At 52.4% G+C, this 19,751-nt stretch carries 20 protein-coding genes, 1 pseudogene and 1 riboswitch; of the genes and pseudogenes, 8 read left to right on the top strand and 13 right to left on the bottom strand.

Annotated features, from left to right (window positions below; all coding sequences use genetic code 11):
• Position 1 precedes the first annotated feature (1 nt).
• A complete protein-coding gene (locus A31E_RS18420; RefSeq protein WP_000469021.1) occupies positions 2 to 1,108 on the top strand; it encodes an ABC transporter permease in 1,107 nt (368 codons plus the stop codon).
• On the opposite strand, the gene A31E_RS18425 is transcribed toward A31E_RS18420, so the two are convergent.
• A complete protein-coding gene (locus A31E_RS18425; protein WP_000871975.1) occupies positions 1,070 to 1,480 on the bottom strand; it encodes a YbhQ family protein in 411 nt (136 codons plus the stop codon). The genes A31E_RS18420 and A31E_RS18425 overlap by 39 nt on opposite strands.
• A 132-nt stretch (positions 1,481 to 1,612) precedes the next feature.
• Between A31E_RS18425 and A31E_RS18430 the strand changes: the two genes are divergently transcribed.
• From A31E_RS18430 to A31E_RS18440, 3 genes are read left to right on the top strand one after another with little or no spacing between them, the layout of a single operon-like run.
• Complete coding sequence (locus A31E_RS18430; RefSeq protein ID WP_001113330.1) at positions 1,613 to 2,374, top strand: endonuclease/exonuclease/phosphatase family protein; 762 nt, start codon at positions 1,613 to 1,615, stop codon at positions 2,372 to 2,374.
• A complete protein-coding gene (gene clsB, locus A31E_RS18435) occupies positions 2,371 to 3,612 on the top strand; it encodes a cardiolipin synthase ClsB (RefSeq protein WP_000649633.1) in 1,242 nt (413 codons plus the stop codon). Before A31E_RS18430 ends, clsB begins: the two co-directional genes overlap by 4 nt.
• On the top strand, positions 3,612 to 4,568 hold the full coding sequence (locus tag A31E_RS18440) for a lysylphosphatidylglycerol synthase domain-containing protein (protein ID WP_001516033.1): 957 nt from the start codon (positions 3,612 to 3,614) through the stop codon (positions 4,566 to 4,568). The genes clsB and A31E_RS18440 overlap by 1 nt, the downstream gene beginning before the upstream one ends.
• Before the next feature lie 211 nt (positions 4,569 to 4,779).
• On the opposite strand, the pseudogene A31E_RS26715 reads toward A31E_RS18440, so the two are convergent.
• The 7 genes and pseudogenes from A31E_RS26715 to moaA form a co-directional block, all read right to left on the bottom strand.
• A pseudogene (locus A31E_RS26715) lies at positions 4,780 to 4,896 on the bottom strand (BAX inhibitor (BI)-1/YccA family protein); the annotation flags it as partial.
• Between the two features lie 214 nt (positions 4,897 to 5,110).
• The gene (locus A31E_RS18445) at positions 5,111 to 5,815 is read right to left on the bottom strand and encodes a Bax inhibitor-1/YccA family protein (RefSeq protein WP_000373618.1); all 705 of its coding nucleotides are present in this window, start codon (positions 5,813 to 5,815) and stop codon (positions 5,111 to 5,113) included.
• 137 nt (positions 5,816 to 5,952) lie between these two features.
• A complete protein-coding gene (gene moaE, locus A31E_RS18450; RefSeq protein WP_000852287.1) occupies positions 5,953 to 6,405 on the bottom strand; it encodes a molybdopterin synthase catalytic subunit MoaE in 453 nt (150 codons plus the stop codon).
• Position 6,406: 1 nt separating this feature from the next.
• Positions 6,407 to 6,652: a molybdopterin synthase sulfur carrier subunit gene (gene moaD, locus A31E_RS18455; protein WP_001516032.1), complete on the bottom strand. Its 246-nt coding sequence runs from the start codon at positions 6,650 to 6,652 to the stop codon at positions 6,407 to 6,409.
• Positions 6,645 to 7,130 (bottom strand): cyclic pyranopterin monophosphate synthase MoaC, encoded by a 486-nt coding sequence (moaC, locus tag A31E_RS18460; protein ID WP_000080885.1) that lies wholly within the window; start codon positions 7,128 to 7,130, stop codon positions 6,645 to 6,647. The genes moaD and moaC overlap by 8 nt, the downstream gene beginning before the upstream one ends.
• A gap of 2 nt (positions 7,131 to 7,132) precedes the next feature.
• Positions 7,133 to 7,645: a molybdenum cofactor biosynthesis protein B gene (gene moaB / locus A31E_RS18465; RefSeq protein ID WP_016248500.1), complete on the bottom strand. Its 513-nt coding sequence runs from the start codon at positions 7,643 to 7,645 to the stop codon at positions 7,133 to 7,135.
• A 21-nt stretch (positions 7,646 to 7,666) separates the two neighbouring features.
• Positions 7,667 to 8,656: a GTP 3',8-cyclase MoaA gene (moaA, locus tag A31E_RS18470; protein ID WP_001516029.1), complete on the bottom strand. Its 990-nt coding sequence runs from the start codon at positions 8,654 to 8,656 to the stop codon at positions 7,667 to 7,669.
• A riboswitch (molybdenum cofactor riboswitch) is annotated at positions 8,644 to 8,788 on the bottom strand. Its footprint overlaps the gene before it by 13 nt.
• 264 nt (positions 8,789 to 9,052) lie before the next feature.
• Here moaA and yvcK point away from each other — a divergent pair.
• Positions 9,053 to 9,961 carry a uridine diphosphate-N-acetylglucosamine-binding protein YvcK gene (gene yvcK / locus A31E_RS18475; RefSeq protein WP_001246027.1) on the top strand — a complete coding sequence of 303 codons (909 nt, stop codon included), beginning with the start codon at positions 9,053 to 9,055 and terminating at the stop codon, positions 9,959 to 9,961.
• 192 nt (positions 9,962 to 10,153) lie between these two features.
• Here the strand turns inward: yvcK and uvrB are convergent, their stop codons facing one another.
• From uvrB to bioB, 5 genes are all read right to left on the bottom strand, one after another.
• Entirely contained in the window at positions 10,154 to 12,175 is a 2,022-nt protein-coding gene (uvrB, locus tag A31E_RS18480; RefSeq protein ID WP_000042544.1) for an excinuclease ABC subunit UvrB, read from the bottom strand.
• A gap of 573 nt (positions 12,176 to 12,748) precedes the next feature.
• Positions 12,749 to 13,429 carry a dethiobiotin synthase gene (gene bioD, locus A31E_RS18485; protein ID WP_016248499.1) on the bottom strand — a complete coding sequence of 227 codons (681 nt, stop codon included), beginning with the start codon at positions 13,427 to 13,429 and terminating at the stop codon, positions 12,749 to 12,751.
• Complete coding sequence (bioC, locus tag A31E_RS18490; RefSeq protein ID WP_001516028.1) at positions 13,422 to 14,177, bottom strand: malonyl-ACP O-methyltransferase BioC; 756 nt, start codon at positions 14,175 to 14,177, stop codon at positions 13,422 to 13,424. The genes bioD and bioC overlap by 8 nt, the downstream gene beginning before the upstream one ends.
• Positions 14,164 to 15,318, bottom strand: a complete 1,155-nt coding sequence (bioF, locus tag A31E_RS18495; RefSeq protein WP_001516027.1) for an 8-amino-7-oxononanoate synthase — start codon at positions 15,316 to 15,318, stop codon at positions 14,164 to 14,166. Before bioF ends, bioC begins: the two co-directional genes overlap by 14 nt.
• The gene (gene bioB / locus A31E_RS18500) at positions 15,315 to 16,355 is read right to left on the bottom strand and encodes a biotin synthase BioB (protein WP_000951218.1); all 1,041 of its coding nucleotides are present in this window, start codon (positions 16,353 to 16,355) and stop codon (positions 15,315 to 15,317) included. The genes bioF and bioB overlap by 4 nt, the downstream gene beginning before the upstream one ends.
• An 86-nt stretch (positions 16,356 to 16,441) precedes the next feature.
• On the opposite strand from bioB, the gene bioA reads away from it, so the two are divergent.
• The 3 genes from bioA (at position 16,442) to A31E_RS18515 (ending at position 19,701) form a co-directional block, all read left to right on the top strand.
• Positions 16,442 to 17,731: an adenosylmethionine--8-amino-7-oxononanoate transaminase gene (gene bioA, locus A31E_RS18505; RefSeq protein WP_016248498.1), complete on the top strand. Its 1,290-nt coding sequence runs from the start codon at positions 16,442 to 16,444 to the stop codon at positions 17,729 to 17,731.
• 58 nt (positions 17,732 to 17,789) lie between these two features.
• On the top strand, positions 17,790 to 18,266 hold the full coding sequence (locus A31E_RS18510) for a kinase inhibitor (protein WP_001516024.1): 477 nt from the start codon (positions 17,790 to 17,792) through the stop codon (positions 18,264 to 18,266).
• 151 nt (positions 18,267 to 18,417) lie between these two features.
• Positions 18,418 to 19,701: a putative acyl-CoA thioester hydrolase gene (locus A31E_RS18515; RefSeq protein ID WP_001091591.1), complete on the top strand. Its 1,284-nt coding sequence runs from the start codon at positions 18,418 to 18,420 to the stop codon at positions 19,699 to 19,701.
• The last annotated feature ends 50 nt before the right edge of the window (positions 19,702 to 19,751 follow it).

Raw genomic sequence — 19,751 nt, 5'->3', positions numbered from 1 at the left:
CATGTTTCATCGCTTATGGACGTTAATTCGCAAAGAGTTGCAGTCGCTGCTGCGCGAACCGCAGACGCGCGCGATTCTGATTTTACCCGTGCTGATTCAGGTGATCCTGTTCCCGTTCGCCGCCACGCTGGAAGTAACCAACGCCACCATCGCCATTTACGACGAAGATAACGGCGCACATTCGGTAGAACTGACCCAACGTTTTGCCCGCGCCAGCGCCTTTACCCATGTGTTGCTGCTGAAAAGTCCACAGGAGATCCGCCCGACCATCGACACGCAAAAGGCGTTATTGCTGGTGCGCTTCCCGCCTGATTTCTCGCGCAAGCTGGATACCTTCCAGACCGCGCCGTTGCAATTAATTCTCGACGGACGTAACTCCAACAGTGCGCAAATCGCCGCCAACTACCTGCAACAAATCGTCAAAAACTATCAGCAGGAGCTGCTGGAAGGAAAGCCGAAGCCAAACAACAGCGAGCTGGTGGTGCGCAACTGGTATAACCCGAACCTCGACTACAAATGGTTCGTGGTGCCATCACTGATCGCCATGATCACCACTATCGGCGTAATGATCGTCACTTCGCTTTCTGTTGCCCGCGAACGTGAACAGGGAACGCTCGATCAGTTGCTGGTTTCACCCCTCACCACCTGGCAGATATTTATTGGTAAAGCCGTCCCTGCGTTAATTGTCGCCACGTTCCAGGCCACCATTGTGCTGGCGATTGGTATCTGGGCGTATCAAATCCCCTTCGCCGGTTCGCTGGCGCTGTTCTACTTTACGATGGTGATTTACGGTTTATCGCTGGTGGGCTTCGGTCTGTTGATTTCATCACTTTGTTCAACGCAACAGCAGGCGTTTATCGGCGTATTTGTCTTTATGATGCCTGCAATCCTGCTTTCCGGTTACGTTTCGCCGGTGGAGAACATGCCAGTATGGCTGCAAAACCTGACGTGGATTAACCCTATCCGCCACTTTACAGACATTACCAAGCAGATCTATTTGAAGGATGCGAGTCTGGATATTGTGTGGAATAGTTTGTGGCCGTTACTGGTGATAACGGCCACAACAGGATCAGCGGCGTACGCGATGTTTAGACGCAAGGTGATGTAACTTTTTATCTTTCGCCAGTAGCGACACTACCGCCGGGCCGGCAAGGATCGCCAGCCCTGCAATTGCCAGCAAATAGTTATTTTCCAGCACGCGGGACAACAGCCACAGCACAATCAGCGCCGCGCCAAAATACCAGGTGGTGGTCAACTCTTCCAGCACATCTGCTACCTCGCGCCAGCGTTGCTCAGGATGACGCTGTAACACCAGCATCATCACTACTGTTACACAATACAGCACGCATAACCCTACGCCGACATGAACCAGCGTCTTACTCATCCAGCCCATAACCAGCAGCGCCACTACCAGTAAATGCAACATAATCTGCCAGCAACTTAGGCCAGTTGCGACACGAACGCGTTGTTGCCACTTCATGGCTTCTCTCCTGAAGAATTTATCTCTACTAATTCAGAGTACCGAACTTTACGGAAAATTCCGTAAGACCGCACCTTTTTGTGACGCCGACTACACTATTTCAATGAGATAAGAGGCAAAAACAGGAAAATTATGCCCGACCAAACACAACATTTTTCGTTCAAGGTGCTCACCATCAATATTCACAAAGGCTTTACAGCATTTAACCGACGCTTCATTTTGCCGGAACTTCGCGACGCCGTGCGTGCCGTCAGCGCCGATATCGTCTGCCTGCAGGAAGTGATGGGGGCGCACGAAGTCCATCCACTGCATGTGAAGAACTGGCCCGATACTTCGCACTACGAGTTTCTTGCCGACACCATGTGGAGTGATTTTGCCTACGGACGTAATGCTGTATACCCGGAAGGGCATCACGGGAACGCGGTGCTGTCACGCTATCCCATTGAACATTATGAGAATCGCGATGTTTCGGTCGATGGCGCGGAAAAGCGCGGCGTGCTTTATTGCCGCATTGTTCCGCCAGTCACGGGGAAAGCGATTCATGTGATGTGCGTGCATCTCGGCTTGCGGGAGGCGCACCGTCAGGCGCAGCTTGCGATGCTTGCTGAATGGGTGAATCAACTACCGAACGGCGAACCAGTATTAGTCGCGGGAGATTTCAACGACTGGCGGCAAAAAGCCAATCATCCCTTAAAAGTACAGGCTGGGCTGGATGAGATATTTACCCGCGCCCACGGACGCCCGGCGCGAACATTTCCGGTGCAATTTCCCGTTCTTCGTCTGGACAGGATTTACGTCAAAAACGCCAGTGCCAGTGCGCCCACAGCGCTGCCGCTGCGGACCTGGCGACATCTTTCTGACCATGCCCCTTTGAGTGTGGAGATCCATCTATGAAATGTGGTTGGCGCGAAGGGAACAAGATTCAGTTACTGGAAAACGGCGAGCAATATTACCCTGCTGTGTTTAAAGCGATTAACGAAGCAGAGCAACGCATCATCCTTGAGACATTTATCTGGTTTGAAGATGACGTCGGCAAACAGCTACATGCGGCGCTGCTGGCAGCGGCGCAACGTGGGGTTAAAGCGGAAGTCTTGCTGGATGGCTATGGTTCGCCAGATCTCAGCGATGAATTTGTCAGCGAACTGACCGCGGCTGGCGTGGTATTTCGTTATTACGATCCTCGTCCTCGCCTGTTCGGTATGCGCACGAATGTGTTCCGCCGGATGCATCGCAAAATTGTGGTCATCGATACACGAATCGCCTTTATCGGCGGGATAAATTACTCCGCCGAGCATATGTCCAGCTACGGCCCACAGGCCAAACAGGATTACGCGGTGCGGCTGGAAGGGCCGATTGTTGAAGATATTCTGCAGTTTGAGCTGGAAAACTTGCCTGGGCAGAGCGCGGCACGCCGCTGGTGGCGACGTCACCATAAAGCGGAAGAAAACCGCCAACCGGGGGAAGCGCAGGTATTGCTGGTCTGGCGCGATAACGAAGAACATCGCAGCGATATCGAGCGCCACTATTTGAAAATGCTCACTCAGGCGCGGCGGGAAGTGATTATCGCCAACGCCTACTTCTTTCCCGGCTATCGATTTTTACACGCCTTACGTAAAGCGGCACGGCGCGGGGTGCGGATCAAACTGATTATTCAGGGTGAACCGGATATGCCGATTGTCAGGGTTGGCGCGCGTTTGCTCTATAACTATCTGGTTAAAGGCGGCGTTCAAGTGTTTGAGTATCGCCGCCGCCCGCTCCACGGCAAAGTGGCGTTAATGGATGATCACTGGGCGACGGTAGGCTCCAGTAATCTCGATCCGCTCAGTTTGTCGCTGAATCTCGAAGCTAACGTCATCATCTACGATCGTAATTTTAACCAGACGCTACGCGACAATCTTAATGGCATCATCGCCGCCGATTGTCGGCAGGTAGATGAAAGTATGCTGCCCAAACGCACCTGGTGGAATCTGACTAAAAGCGTGCTGGCATTCCACTTTTTGCGCCACTTCCCGGCGCTGGTGGGCTGGCTTCCGGCGCATACGCCGCGTCTGGCACAGGTTGAGCCGCCCGCGCAACCGGCAATGGAAACGCAGGATCGGGTAGAAACAGAAAATACGGGGGTAAAGCCCTGATGAGTAAATCCCATCCTCGCTGGCGCTTAGCAAAGAAGATCCTTACCTGGCTATTTTTTATCGCGGTGATTGTGTTGCTGGTGGTCTACGCCAAAAAAGTGGACTGGGAAGAGGTCTGGAAGGTCATCCGCGACTATAACCGCGTTGTGCTATTGAGTGCGGTCGGGCTGGTGGTCGTCAGTTATCTGATTTACGGCTGCTATGACCTGCTCGCCCGTTTCTACTGCGGTCACAAACTGGCGAAGCGCCAGGTGATGCTGGTGTCATTTATCTGCTATGCCTTCAACCTGACGCTCAGTACCTGGGTCGGCGGGATTGGGATGCGTTATCGCCTTTATTCGCGTCTGGGATTACCGGGCGGCACCATCACACGCATTTTCTCGCTGAGTATTACCACCAACTGGCTGGGCTATATTTTATTAGCCGGGATTATTTTTACCGCAGGCGTGGTGGCGTTACCGGATCACTGGTATGTCGATCAAACCACGCTGCGTATTCTCGGCATTGGCTTACTGATGATTATCGCGGTTTATTTATGGTTTTGCGCTTTCGCGAAGCACCGCCATATGACCATCAAAGGGCAAAAGCTGGTGCTGCCTTCATGGAAATTCGCCCTCGCTCAGATGCTGATTTCCAGCGTTAACTGGATGGTGATGGGGGCAATTATCTGGCTGTTACTTGACCAAAGCGTGAATTATTTCTTTGTCTTAGGCGTGTTACTGGTTAGTAGTATTGCTGGTGTCATCGTGCATATTCCGGCGGGGATTGGCGTGCTGGAAGCGGTGTTTATCGCGCTACTGGCAGGAGAGAATACATCCAAAGGCACAATTATCGCCGCCCTACTCGCTTACCGTGTGCTGTATTACTTTATCCCGCTGCTGCTGGCGCTGATCTGTTACCTGTTGCTGGAAAGTCAGGCGAAGAAGCTACGGGCGAAAAATGAAGCGGCGATGTGAAGTTCGATTAAGTTCTTTTGGTTTGTGCAGATTGTTAGCAACGTGCTATTTGTTCATGGCGGATGCGGCGTAAACGCCTTATCCGCCCTACAAAACCGGGCTAAATTAATAGATTACAATTCCAGTCTGTGCCTGCTAAGCGTAGCGCATCGGGCTCATTGCGTTTCCTCACAATTTTACCCAAGAAAGAAATTTACCTATTTTTCTATGACTAATGAAAAAACCGCGTATGCCTTTGCCAAACAAGTGTTATAGCTATTGCTGCAAGAATCCCGAAGAAGCCGATAAAATAATAATAGAGAGTTAACGCCCCTATAAAAGCGCAACGACAATCACCACCAAAGAGATTAAAAAAAGATACATTACACCTGCAATGGCAGCATTTATCTTATTGATATCTTTACTTAAGCCATATATACAAAAAATTATATTTATGGATGCGCCCCCATGTCATGGGCGCATTTTATAACAGGCTTTTATTCATTGTCGTTTTAATTAGAAAAAATCCCGACGCCAGGCCGGGATTTGGAGGGGAAACGGAATTAACGGCGGTTGCCAAAAATCCGCAGCAACATCAGGAACAGGTTGATGAAGTCGAGATACAACGTTAATGCGCCAAGAATTGAATATTTGCGCAGGTTCGACGTGTCGCGGGTATCAATCTGCTCACCCATATTTTTCAGTTTCTGGGTGTCATAGGCGGTCAGGCCGACAAAGACAATCACTCCGATATAGGTCACCACCCACATCAACGCCTCGCTTTTCAGCCAGAAGTTCACCAGCGAGGCGATGACAATGCCGATTAACGCCATAAACAGCATATTGCCGAAGCCGCTTAAATCGCGCTTCGTGGTGTAGCCGTACAGACTCATCGCACCGAACATTCCGGCGGTAACAACGAAAGTACTGGCGATAGAGGCGGCGGTGTAGACAATGAAAATGCTGGAAAGCGTCAGACCTGTCAGCGCCGAATAAAGCATAAAGAGCATGGTTGTCACACCCGCGCTGAGCTTTTGAATCATCGCTGATAACACAATTACCAGAGCTAATTGCGCTATTACCAGACCAATTAAAAAGATGCGGTTGGTGAAAAGCAGCTCCATCACGGCGGCGGAGTTAGCAGCATACCAGGCAACAAACGCGGTCAACAACAGGCCAACGGTCATCCAGCCATAGACCTGTGCCATATAGGTTTGCAGGCCAGTCCTGGCTTGTACGATTGAATCAGAACGTGGGAATCTGTCCATGAAGATCTCCTGAAGATATAAGGAATATCTAAAGGATACTGCAAATGATGAGGGTGTGCATCGCCGCAGCGTAAACGTATGTCCGGTACGGTGAAATTGCCGGATGCAGCTCTATGCCTTATCCGGCCAACAAAAAACTACCAGCGTTTTGCTGCCTGCTGATCGCTCTCCCGCGCTTCGACCCAGCGGTCACCTTCCGGCGTAGCTTCGCGCTTCCAGAACGGTGCGCGGGTTTTGAGATAATCCATAATAAACTGCCCGGCCTCAAACGCACTACTGCGATGCGCACTGGTAACGCCGACAAAAACGATTTCATCACCCGGCCATAATTCGCCAATACGATGAATCACCGTGACTCGCCCCAGCGGCCAGCGGTTACGCGCTTCATCAACGATTTCCGCCAGTGCTTTTTCAGTCATTCCCGGATAGTGTTCGAGGGTTAATGCTTTTACGCTGTCACCCAGGTTATGGTTACGCACCTTACCGGTAAAGGTGACCACCGCACCGTCTTCATCACGCTCAGCCAGCCACGGATACTCTTCCCCTACGCTGAACGGCTGCGGTCCGACAACAATTTTGGTTTCAGCCATCTTAGCCTCCGGTTACCGGCGGGAAGAAAGCCACTTCGTCGCCGTCAGTTAGCGGATGGTCGAAACTCACCAGCGTCTGGTTGACGGCAGCCAGTAATTTGCCATCTTCCAGCGCCAGCGCCCAACGATCGCTCTGCGCTGCCAGGTGCTGGCGTAACGCTTCAACGGTTGGAAAATCCGCGGCAACGTCGGTTGCATCGGTCCCCACCAGCTCGCGCACCTGGGCGAAAAAAAGAACTTTAATCATCCGCTTCCACCTTAAAGTCACCCGACTTGCCGCCGCTCTTCGCCAGCAGGCGTACCGGACCAATCACCATATCTTTTTGCACGGCTTTACACATATCGTAAATGGTCAGCGCCGCCACCGAGGCCGCGGTTAACGCTTCCATTTCGACGCCGGTTTTCCCGGTCAGGCGGCATAAGGTTTCTATACGTACCCGATTGTGTTCCGGCTCTGCCTGCAAATTGACTTCAACTTTACTGAGCATTAGCGGGTGACACAGTGGGATCAGATCCCATGTACGTTTTGCCGCCTGAATACCGGCAATCCGCGCGGTGGCAAATACGTCGCCTTTGTGGTGACGACCATCGATGATCATCGCCAGCGTCTCGCTGCGCATGGTGACAAAGGCTTCCGCCCGTGCTTCACGTACAGTTTCCGCTTTGGCGGAGACATCCACCATGTGCGCTTCGCCAGCGGCGTTGATATGAGTCAGTTGCGACATACTTATTTCTTCAAATGTGGATGGAAATTGCATGGACGTGTACGGGCATCCAGTTGCGGCGCGATGATATTTTCCCATGCGGTGCGGCACGCTTTGGTCGAACCCGGCATAGCGAAAATCAGTGTCTTGTTAGCAACGCCCGCTACCGCACGAGATTGCAACGTTGCGGCGCCAATCTCTTCGAATGACAACATACGGAATACTTCACCGAAGCCTTCGACTTCACGATCGAACAGCGGCAGCAACGCTTCTGGTGCCTGATCGCCTTCCGTCAGTCCGGTGCCGCCAGTAATCAGCACCACTTGCACATCGTCGCTGGCGATCCACGCAGATACCTGCGCGCGGATGGCGTAGCGGTTTTCTTTAACAATCGCTTTATCGACAATGTGATGGCCCGCTTCCTGCGCCGAATCGCGCAGATAATGACCGGAGGTATCGTCTTCTTCACCGCGACGATTAGAAACCGTAAGAATAGCAATACGGGTCGGGATAAATTCAGTGCTTACCTGACTCATCTGATCTCTCCTTTTGACGTTTTAGCCGCCAATGTACGATAAGTTTTGCGTAATACCGGTGTTATTTTGATGCAGGAAATGGGTCTGTTTTTTCTCCCGCAGCGCCGCTGAAATACGCGCTTCCAGCGCCTGTTGCTGGGCATCATCTTCCAGCAGATCGCGCAGGTTAACGCCGCCTTCACCAAACAGGCAGAGATGGAGTTTACCAATGGAGGAGACGCGCAGACGGTTGCAGGTGGCGCAGAAATCTTTTTCATACGGCATGATAAGGCCGATTTCTCCGGCGTAATCCGGATGACAAAAGACTTGCGCGGGGCCGTCGCTGCGTTGACGAAGTTGATGGATCCAGCCGCGACGCAGCAGTTCGTCACGCAGAATCTGACCAGAGATATGGTGCTTACGGAAAAGTTCGCTACCCTCGCCCGTTTCCATCAGTTCGATGAAACGTAACTGGATGGGGCGATGCTGGATCCAGTTCAGAAAGGTGTCGAGCTGGTGATGATTGACATCGCGCATCAGCACGGTATTGACTTTGACCTTCTCAAACCCGGCTTCAAATGCGGCATCAATCCCCGCCATCACCTGGTTGAATTTATCCTGACCGGTAATAGCATAAAACTGGCGAGCGTCGAGGCTATCGACACTGACGTTAATCCCCGTCAGTCCGGCATCGCGCCAGTTCGCCACGTCGCGTTCCAGGCGGTAACCATTGGTGGTGACCGCAATCTGACGAATAGCGTCGTTTTCCCGCACGGCTGCGATGATATCGGTAAAGTCGCGGCGTAAAGACGGTTCACCGCCTGTCAGACGTACTTTTTCGGTGCCCAAACTGGCGAAGGCGCGAGTAACCCGGCGAATTTCATCGACGGTCAGAAAGCCTTTATTGGTGACGCCGCTCGGCTTATAGCCATCCGGCAGGCAGTAGGTGCAACGAAAGTTACACACATCGGTAATCGACAGGCGCAAGTAATAAAACTTACGCGCAAATGCATCAGTCAGTTGTGAAGCCATGTACACCTTTCCAGATACGGGAGGCGAAGTCATTTCTTCCTTCGCCCTGGTGGCAATCTTTATGAGCATTGTCACGGCCAAAGCACCATATCAGTTGACCCAGGTGCAGAGGCTAGAGTGTTTAGTGGTTATGTCGATACTAGCGTGTAAATGAGATTTTTACCATTCACACTTTCCGCTATGTAATCATATATATAGCGTCATGATCGTGCTATTTCGCTACAGAATAAGGGAATATGACGGTTTTACTTTGATATACATCATCAGGGATGCACAGCGAACCTCGTCCTTTAGAGGTAGAAGAAAATATTTGTATCCTCAATATTGGCAGGTTAATTGCCGTTTCCCTGTCAGTTGCGCTACTGTAGCGCGGATAATCTGACTTCAGGAATCTATATGCGCAATCGTACGCTGGCTGACCTTGATCGTGTTGTTGCACTCGGCGGAGGGCATGGATTAGGACGCGTTCTTTCATCACTTTCATCTTTAGGCTCTCGTTTAACGGGCATTGTCACCACCACCGATAATGGCGGTTCAACAGGCCGTATTCGCCGCTCAGAAGGCGGCATTGCCTGGGGCGACATGCGCAACTGCCTCAACCAACTGATAACGGAACCGAGCGTCGCCTCCGCGATGTTTGAATACCGTTTTGGCGGCAATGGCGAGCTTTCCGGTCATAATCTCGGAAACTTGATGTTAAAGGCGCTGGATCACCTTAGCGTGCGGCCTCTGGAAGCCATCAATTTAATTCGTAATCTGTTGAAAGTGGACGCGCAATTAATTCCGATGTCAGAGCATCCCGTTGATCTGATGGCCATTGACGATCAGGGGCATGAAGTTTATGGCGAGGTCAATATCGACCAGTTAACTACGCCAATTCAGGAATTGCTCTTAACCCCGAATGTGCCCGCAACGCGTGAAGCGGTTCATGCTATCAATGACGCAGATCTGATCCTTATCGGACCTGGCAGTTTTTATACCAGCCTGATGCCAATTCTGCTGCTTAAGGAAATGGCACAGGCATTACGCCGCACGCCAGCGCCGATGGTTTATATCGGCAATCTGGGGCGTGAATTGAGCCTGCCTGCGGCGAATCTGAAGCTGGAAAATAAGCTGGCGATTATGGAACAGTATGTCGGGAAGAAAGTGATTGATGCCGTAGTCGTTGGGCCGAAAGTGGATGTTTCTGCGGTCAGCGACAGAATAGTGATTCAGGACGTACTGGAGGCCAGCGATATCCCCTATCGCCATGACCGCCAGTTGTTACATAACGCACTGGAAAAGGCGTTACAGGCATTGGGTTAACGGGAAGCCGGAAGAGAATTCCGGATTCATATTGCTGACAAAGTGCACGTTATCCATGCCGGATGCGGCCTACAAGCCGCGCAAATTCAATATATTGCAGAGATCATGTAGGCCTGATAAGCGTAGCGCATCAGGCAATTTTGCGTTCTCATTAGCCTCAAACCAGAAGAACATTCCTGCTTCTTCATCTCGTCACGACGCGGCAATAAACAGCTCACGCAACTGATGCAACTGGTCACGGATTTGCGCCGCCTCTTCGAATTCGAGGTTTTGCGCATGTTTCATCATCTGCCCTTCCAGCTCATGGATTTTCTGCTGCAACGCTTTTGGCGACATATCCATCGGCACATTATCCGGCTCAACAATCGGGCGCGATTTCCCTCTGCCCTTCGCTTTGGTTTTGGCAATGTTCTGCCCCAGCGCCAGGATATCGACCACTTTTTTATTAAGACCTTGTGGCGTAATACCATGCTCTTCGTTGTACCGCTGCTGTTTCTCACGACGACGTTCCGTTTCGCCAATCGCTTTCGCCATCGACGGGGTTATCTTATCACCGTAGAGAATCGCTTTGCCGTTGATGTTACGCGCCGCACGGCCAATGGTCTGGATCAGCGAACGTTCTGAACGCAGGAACCCTTCTTTGTCAGCATCGAGGATCGCCACCAATGAGACCTCCGGCATATCCAGACCTTCACGCAGTAAGTTGATCCCCACCAGTACGTCGAACTCGCCCAGACGCAAGTCGCGGATAATCTCCATACGCTCAACGGTATCAATGTCGGAGTGAAGATAACGCACGCGCTCACCGTGTTCTTCCAGATATTCCGTTAGATCTTCCGCCATTCGCTTGGTCAACGTCGTCACCAGAACGCGTTCGTTAATTGCCGCACGCAGGCGAATCTCCGAAAGAAGATCATCGACCTGGGTCGCTACCGGACGCACTTCGATAATCGGATCGAGCAAGCCAGTCGGGCGCACCACCTGATCCACCACGTCACCACCGGATTTCTCCAGTTCGTAGTTACCTGGCGTCGCAGAAACATAAATCGTTTGCGGAGCCAGCGCTTCAAACTCCTCAAATTTCAGCGGACGGTTATCCAGCGCCGATGGCAATCGGAAACCATACTCCACCAGAGTCTCTTTACGCGCCCTGTCACCGCGATACATTCCGCCAATTTGTGGAATGGTGACGTGAGATTCATCGACCACCAGCAGACCATCGGCAGGCAGGTAATCAAATAACGTCGGCGGTGGTTCGCCAGGTCCACGCCCGGAGAGAAAGCGCGAATAGTTTTCAATCCCCGAACAGTAGCCCAGCTCATTCATCATCTCCAGATCAAACTGGGTTCGTTGAGTCAGACGCTGCTCTTCCAAAAGTTTATTGTTTTCCAGCAGCACTTTGCGTCGGTCCGCCAGTTCTGTTTTGATCTCTTCCATCGCCTGCACAATGCGTTCACGCGGCGTAACATAGTGCGTTTTCGGGTAGATGGTAAAACGTGGGACTGTTGAAACGATTTGCCCGGTTAATGGATCAAACAACGACAATCGTTCAACTTCTTCATCAAACAGCTCCACGCGTAGCGCAATGTCGTCGGACTCCGCCGGGAAAATGTCGATCACTTCACCACGCACGCGGAAGGTCCCGCGCTGGAATGCCTGGTCATTGCGGGTATATTGCAACTCCGCCAGGCGACGCAGGATCGCACGTTGGTCGATAATCATGCCGACAGTGAGGTGCAGCATCATTTTGAGATATAAATCAGGATCACCCAGACCATAAATAGCGGAAACTGACGCAACAACAATAACATCCCGCCGCTCCAGCAACGCTTTGGTTGCTGAAAGACGCATCTGTTCAATATGTTCGTTTACCGAGGCATCTTTCTCAATAAACGTATCAGAGCTTGGTACGTAGGCTTCCGGCTGATAGTAGTCGTAGTAGGAGACGAAGTATTCCACCGCATTTTCCGGGAAGAATTCTTTCATCTCACCATAAAGTTGCGCTGCCAGCGTTTTGTTGGGTGCCAGCACCATCGTTGGGCGTTGCAGATCAGCAATGACATTAGCAATGGTGAAGGTTTTCCCCGACCCCGTCACACCGAGCAGAGTCTGGTGCGCGAGGCCATCCTCCAGCCCCTCTTTGAGGCGGCGAATCGCCTCCGGCTGATCGCCAGAAGGTTTGAACGCGGAATTCAGTTTGAATGGTTTACTCATGAGTCGCTACCTGAAGGAGTGGGCGGGCAGGTGTGTAATTTTACTCGTCATGATTAATAATGCCAACAAATAACACTGGATAAAAAAACAGGCTCACACCACAATATCTCTGTTACGCCGTAAACTAAGGTGTCAACCGTAGGCAAAATTGACGCAGTGACGAGATAAAACGCCAGTGTTGCAGGGTTATCCCCAGAGCAATGGCTTTTTTAACATTTGTCAAGATGGCTGATGACGGATTTATTGCAGGAGATGACACTTTCCTGACAGCCATTGCATTTATCTAACCAATTAAAAAATAACATATATTTCTTTAAGCCGTCTTTAGCGCCAATTTGCGTGCAGGCCGCGTATTCTCTCGCTTACATTACGTTTTCTAACTCTAATGCACATGGTTATCCACAGGAATAGTGGATAACTGCCTGCAGCCCCTATGTCCAGCCGCCTGGGCAATTCCCATACTAATCGTATAATGCAGGGGTAAAAATTTTTTCGCGATTTTTTTAGCCTTTGATTGGTTAAATTACGGACGACTGAAAACGCCAGCTCGCTCGCAATTCAACCAATTTTTTGCTACTTCAGTGAAGTGAGAGTGATATATCTTCCGGTTAACGCACTTTCTGGATTTTCCTCAAGCCAGGGGATTTCCCCCAGCAGCGGTGCAGGAATCATTCGTGTGAGAGTGGCCATATATTCGCCATGCCGTTTGCCTGGCGGCGTGACATCGTTTGCCACCCAGCCTGCGAGAGTGAGTCCAGCCTGCTGTACTGCCTGTGCTGTCAGCATCGCGTGATTAATGCAGCCCAGTTTTATCCCAACGACCAGAATCACCGGCAGTTGTTCGCTCTTCACCCAATCGGCAAAAGTAAAAGTAGCAGAAAGCGGCGTAAACCAGCCACCAGCGCCTTCCACTAACACCCAGTCAGCCTGTTGCCCCAGCGCGCGTAATCCGGCGCTCATTACCTTCGGCTCAATCGGTCTCCCCTCTTCCGCGCTGATGATATGTGGCGAAGTAGGTTCAGCGAAGGTGTAAGGATTTACCGTGGCGTAATCCAGGTGCAAGCTGCTGTTGCGCTGTAACGCCAGCGCGTCGCTGTTACGTAAACCTTCTGCAGTCATTTCGCTGCCGGAGGCCACCGGTTTATAACCTGCTGTCCGGTAGCCTGCAGCCTTAGCGGCCTGTAAAAGCGCACAACTGGCAACGGTTTTCCCCACTTCGGTGTCCGTCCCGGTAACAAAAAAGCGTTTACTCACGAGTAATCACTCCCAAAAAAAGATGATAAGTCAGAGGGTATCGCCCCTGTTGTTGCGGCCAGGCCAGTTGCAATCGCTGTAACTGTGAACGCGTTAATACTCGCTGGTCGCGCCCTTCGTGAAGATGCGTTGCACCAATACCTTTCAGTGAACGCATGGCGCTGAGTGCGTCATCAAACCACAGCGTAATGGGTTGAATATTGTATTGATGACGAAAACCTTTCAACGCCCGTTCAATTTCTGCTGGCGGTAAAAAGTGATTAGCGTGGGGGCGTGCGTCTACAGCCTGCCATGCCTGATGTAGCTCTGGTAATGAGCCTTGTGCCAGGGTGGTAAACGCCACAATTCCGCCAGGACACACTACCCGATAAAGCTCGCGTAATGCCGTAGATAATTCAGCGCACCATTGCACGGCAAGGTTGCTCCACGCGAGATCAAACGTCGTGTTCGCCAGCGGTAAGGATTCGATATCCCCCGTCAGGTAATGATGTGCGGCATCCTGCTGACGTGCCTGTACAAGCATAAGCGGAGAGAGATCCAGTGCCGTCACCTGTGCGCTACGTTCACGCCAGCGGCGGCTCATCCAGCCAGGCCCGCAACCAGCGTCCAGCACCCGGGCGTACTGGCGTTGTGGGAGCATTGCCAGTAAGGCGTCGGCACTCTGGCGCTGCAACTCTGCGTGTTGCTCATACTGTGAGGCTGCCCGACCAAATGCCGCCGCAATGGCCTGCTTATTAACCGTTGCCATGCAGCACCTCCAGCAGACGGTCGATATCCGGTATTTCATGCCCTGCGGTTAAAGTCAGGCGCAGCCGCGCGGTGCCAGCGGGTACGGTTGGCGGGCGAATCGCCGTCACCCAGCAACCTTGCTGACGCAGGTTTTCTGCCAGGCGTAACGCGCGAGCGTTATCACCAACGATTAATGGCTGGATGGCACTGCATGAGTCCGCGAGAGTAAATGGCGAACCCTGTACTCCACTACGAAAACGTGCAATCAGATCCGCCAGTTTTTCCCGCCGTGCGTCACCCTCTTCGCTACGAATCACCGCCAGCGATGCACGTAATGCCTGCGCCTGAGCGGGCGGCATACTGGTGCTGTAGATAAGATGGCGGGCAAACTGCAACAGATAATCTGCCACGCTATCGGAGCAAAGTACCGCCGCCCCACTGACGCCAAATCCTTTGCCAAAAGTCACCACCAACAATTCTGGTTTCATCTTTTGCTGCCAGCAACTGCCGCGCCCCTGCTCACCGATAACGCCCGTCCCGTGGGCATCGTCGACCATTAACCAGGCGTTGTGCTGTTGCGCTACTTGCTGGATTTCTGCCAACGGCGCGCTATCACCGTCCATGCTAAACACGCCTTCTGTCACCACCAGTTGCTGCCCCGGACAGGAGGCTGTAAGCAGACGCGTCAGATGAGTGACATCGTTATGGCTAAAACGGCGAAGCTGCGCCGGACTTAAACTGGCAGCCTCCAGCAACGAAGCATGACTAAGACGGTCGGCAACGATGCGATCCTCTTTCGTCATCATCGCGGCAATGACCGCCTGATTGGCAGCGAAACCGGAGATAAACAGTAGCGCCCGCGAATAGCCCAGCCACTCCGCCAGTTCTTCTTCCAGCGCCTGATGCACCACGCTATAACCGCTGACATGCCCGGAACCGCCGCTACCGACACCAAATTGTTCCACACCCTGCTGCCAGGCGCGGATGATGTGCGGATGATGGCTTAAACCGAGGTAATCGTTACTGGAAAAGTTCAGATACTGGCGACCATCTGCCACCAGCCAGCGTCCGGCTCCCTGCGCCACCGGATAGCGACGACGCAGGGCATCAGCTTCGCGCCGCGCATCAAGCGCCGCGTCGATTTTCTCCTGCCAGGTCATAGGGCTGCCGCGTTGTAGTATTCGTCAGTGTCCGGGGTCATCAGCGCCTGCTCCAGACGCTGCTGTTGTTCGTTATCGCCCGCCAGAACGGCGGTTTGTTGCGGATTCAGCCCCAGTTTGCGGAACAGTTGCAGGTCTTTATCTTCTTCCGGATTCGGCGTGGTCAGCAATTTGCAGCCGTAGAAAATCGAGTTAGCCCCAGCCATAAAGCACATCGCCTGAGTCTGTTCATTCATCTGCTCGCGTCCGGCAGAAAGACGCACATATGAGGTCGGCATCATGATCCGCGCCACTGCAATGGTACGAATAAAATCAAAGGCATCGACATCATCGTTATCTGCCAGCGGCGTGCCTTTCACCTTCACCAGCATGTTGATCGGCACACTTTCCGGTGGCGTCGGCAGATTCGCCAGTTGTAGCAATAATCCGGCGCGATCTTTCACCGTTTCACCTAAACCAACAATGCCGCCAGAACAGACTTTGATCCCGGCTTCGCGCACTTTTTCCAGCGTATCAAGACGCTCCTGATAAGTGCGTGTAGTGATGATGTTGCCGTAAAACTCCGGCGAGGTATCAAGGTTGTGGTTGTAGTAATCCAACCCGGCATTCGCGAGGCGCTGCGCCTGGGATTCGCTCAACGTGCCCAGCGTCATACACGCTTCCAGGCCCATCGCTTTTACCCCCTGCACCATTTGTTCCAGGTACGGCATATCGCGCTCGTGCGGATTTTTCCACGCCGCGCCCATGCAGAAGCGCGTCGAGCCAGCCGCTTTCGCTTTGCGCGCTGATTCCAGTACCTGTTCGACTTCCATCAACCGCTCAGCTTCCAGACCGGTTTTATAGCGAGAGCTTTGCGGGCAGTATTTGCAATCTTCCGGACAAGCGCCGGTTTTAATCGACAGCAAAGTGCTGACCTGTACCTGGCGAGGATCGAAATGCTGACGGTGAACCTGCTGCGCTTCGAACAGCAGATCCAGTAATGGTTTTTCAAATAATTCTGTGACTTGCGACAATGTCCAGCGTGGGCGGTGAGCCATGGGGCTTCTCCAAAACGTGTTTTTTGTTGTTAATTCGGTGTAGACTTGTAAACCTAAAACTTTTCAATTTGGTTTACAAGTCGATTATGACAACGGATGATCTTGCCTTTGACCAACGCCATATCTGGCACCCGTACACATCCATGACCTCCCCACTACCGGTTTATCCAGTGGCGAGCGCAGAAGGTTGCGAACTGATTTTGTCTGACGCCAGACGCCTGGTTGACGGTATGTCTTCCTGGTGGGCGGCGATCCACGGCTACAATCACCCACAGCTCAATGCCGCGATGAAATCGCAAATTGATGCCATGTCACACGTGATGTTTGGCGGTATTACCCATGCGCCAGCCATTGAGCTGTGCCGCAAACTGGTGGCAATGACGCCGGAATCGCTGGAGTGCGTTTTTCTCGCGGACTCCGGTTCCGTGGCGGTAGAAGTGGCGATGAAGATGGCGTTGCAGTACTGGCAGGCCAAAGGCGAAACGCGCCAGCGTTTTCTGACCTTCCGCAATGGTTATCATGGCGATACTTTTGGCGCGATGTCGGTGTGCGATCCGGACAACTCAATGCACAGCCTGTGGAAAGGCTACCTGCCGGAAAACTTGTTTGCTCCCGCCCCGCAAAGCCGTATGGACGGCGAATGGGATGAGCGCGATATGGTGGGCTTCGCGCGGCTAATGGCGGCGCATCGTCATGAAATCGCTGCCGTAATCATTGAACCTATTGTTCAGGGCGCAGGCGGGATGCGTATGTACCATCCGGAGTGGTTAAAACGAATCCGCAAAATGTGCGATCGCGAAGGTATCTTGCTGATTGCTGACGAGATTGCCACCGGTTTTGGCCGTACCGGCAAACTTTTTGCCTGCGAACATGCGGGTATCGCACCGGATATTTTATGTCTCGGCAAAGCCTTAACGGGCGGTACAATGACGCTTTCCGCCACACTCACTACGCGCCTGGTTGCGGAAACCATCAGTAACGGCGAAGCTGCCTGCTTTATGCATGGGCCAACTTTTATGGGTAATCCGCTGGCCTGCGCAGCAGCAAATGCCAGCCTGACGATTATCGAATCTGGCGACTGGCAGCAGCAGGTAGCGGCTATTGAAGCACAACTACGCGAGCAACTCACACCCGCCCGTGACGCCGAAATGGTTGCCGATGTCCGCGTGCTGGGGGCAATTGGTGTGGTCGAAACCACACGCCCGGTAAATATGGCGGCTCTGCAAAAATTCTTCGTCGAACAGGGGGTATGGATCCGGCCATTTGGCAAACTTATCTACCTGATGCCACCCTATATTATTCGCCCGGAACAGTTACAGCGCCTGACGGCAGCCGTTAACCGAGCGGTGCAGGATGAAACATTTTTTTGCCAATAACGAGAAGTCAGCGTGAGTGTTTCTGGCTACACTTTCTGCAAACAAGAAAGGAGGGTTCATGAAACTCATCAGTAATGATCTGCGCGATGGCGATAAGTTACCGCATCGTCATGTCTTTAATGGCATGGGCTATGATGGCGATAATATTTCGCCGCACCTGGCGTGGGACGACGTTCCTGCGGGAACCAAAAGTTTTGTTGTCACCTGTTACGATCCGGATGCGCCAACGGGTTCTGGCTGGTGGCACTGGGTAGTTGTTAACTTGCCTGCCGATACCCGCGTATTGCCGCAAGGGTTTGGCTCTGATCTGGTGGCTATACCAGACGGTGTTTTGCAGACGCGTACCGATTTTGGTAAAACCGGATACGATGGCGCTGCGCCACCGAAAGGCGAAACCCATCGCTACATTTTTACCGTTCACGCACTGGATGTAGAACGTATTGATGTCGATGAAGGTGCCAGCGGCGCGATGGTCGGCTTTAACGTCCATTTCCACTCTCTGGCAAGTGCCTCGATTACCGCGATGTTCAGTTAAATACTCTGCCAGATGGCGCGATACCATCTGGCATCACTTAAAGGTATTAAAAACAACTTTTTGTCTTTTTACCTTCCCGTTTCGCTAAAGTTAGTATAAAAAAGCAGGCTTCAACGGATTCATTTTTCCATTTCAAAGCCCGGAGCAACCTGTGAACACATTTTCAGTTTCCCGTCTGGCGCTGGCACTGGCTTTTGGCGTGACGCTGACCGCCTGTAGCTCAACACCGCCCGATCAACGTCCTTCTGATCAAACCGCGCCTGGTACGTCTTCTCGCCCGATTCTGTCGGCAAAAGAAGCGCAGAATTTCGATGCGCAGCACTATTTCTCCTCACTGACGCCAGGTGCTGCAGCGTGGAACCCTTCACCGATTACCCTGCCCGCGCAACCTGACTTTGTTGTTGGACCGGCGGGTACACAAGGTGTGACGCACACGACCATTCAGGCTGCGGTGGATGCGGCAATTATCAAGCGCACCAATAAGCGCCAGTATATTGCCGTGCTGCCAGGTGAGTATGAAGGCACGGTTTACGTTCCTGCAGCTCCGGGTGGAATCACTTTGTACGGTACGGGTGAAAAACCGATTGATGTCAAAATTGGGCTTTCCCTTGATGGTGGAATGAGTCCTGCCGACTGGCGTCACGACGTCAACCCACGCGGCAAATATATGCCAGGTAAACCAGCGTGGTATATGTACGATAGCTGCCAGAGCAAACGCAGCGACAGTATCGGTGTACTGTGTTCTGCGGTCTTCTGGTCGCAAAACAATGGTCTGCAACTGCAAAATCTGACCATCGAAAACACCCTGGGCGATAGCGTAGATGCGGGTAATCATCCGGCAGTGGCGCTGCGTACCGATGGCGATAAAGTGCAGATCAATAACGTCAATATTCTCGGTCGTCAGAATACCTTCTTTGTCACCAACAGCGGTGTGCAGAACCGTCTGGAAACCAATCGCCAGCCGCGTACACTGGTGACAAATAGCTACATTGAAGGGGATGTGGATATCGTTTCCGGTCGTGGCGCAGTGGTGTTCGATAACACCGAATTCCGCGTGGTGAACTCTCGTACCCAGCAGGAAGCGTATGTTTTTGCACCGGCGACGCTGTCTAACATCTATTACGGTTTCCTCGCGGTAAACAGCCGTTTCAATGCTTCTGGTGATGGTGTCGCGCAATTAGGCCGCTCGCTGGATGTTGATGCCAATACCAACGGTCAGGTGGTAATCCGTGACAGTGTGATCAACGAAGGCTTCAACACTGTCAAACCGTGGGCCGATGCGGTGATCTCTAATCGTCCGTTTGCGGGTAACACCGGCAGCGTTGATGATGATGACGAAGTGCAGCGCAATCTGAATGACACAAACTACAACCGTATGTGGGAATACAATAACCGCGGCGTGGGTAGCAAAGTGGTTGCAGAGGCGAAGAAGTAAGCGCTGTTAACTATTGGCCGGATGCGGCGTAAACGCCTTATCCGGCCTAC

This window comes from Escherichia sp. KTE159 (assembly GCF_000408805.1).
GTDB classification, from domain to species: Bacteria; Pseudomonadota; Gammaproteobacteria; order Enterobacterales; family Enterobacteriaceae; genus Escherichia; species Escherichia marmotae.
The sequence above is the reverse complement of the archived record's forward strand: the minus strand, read 5'-3'. Positions and strand labels throughout refer to the sequence as shown.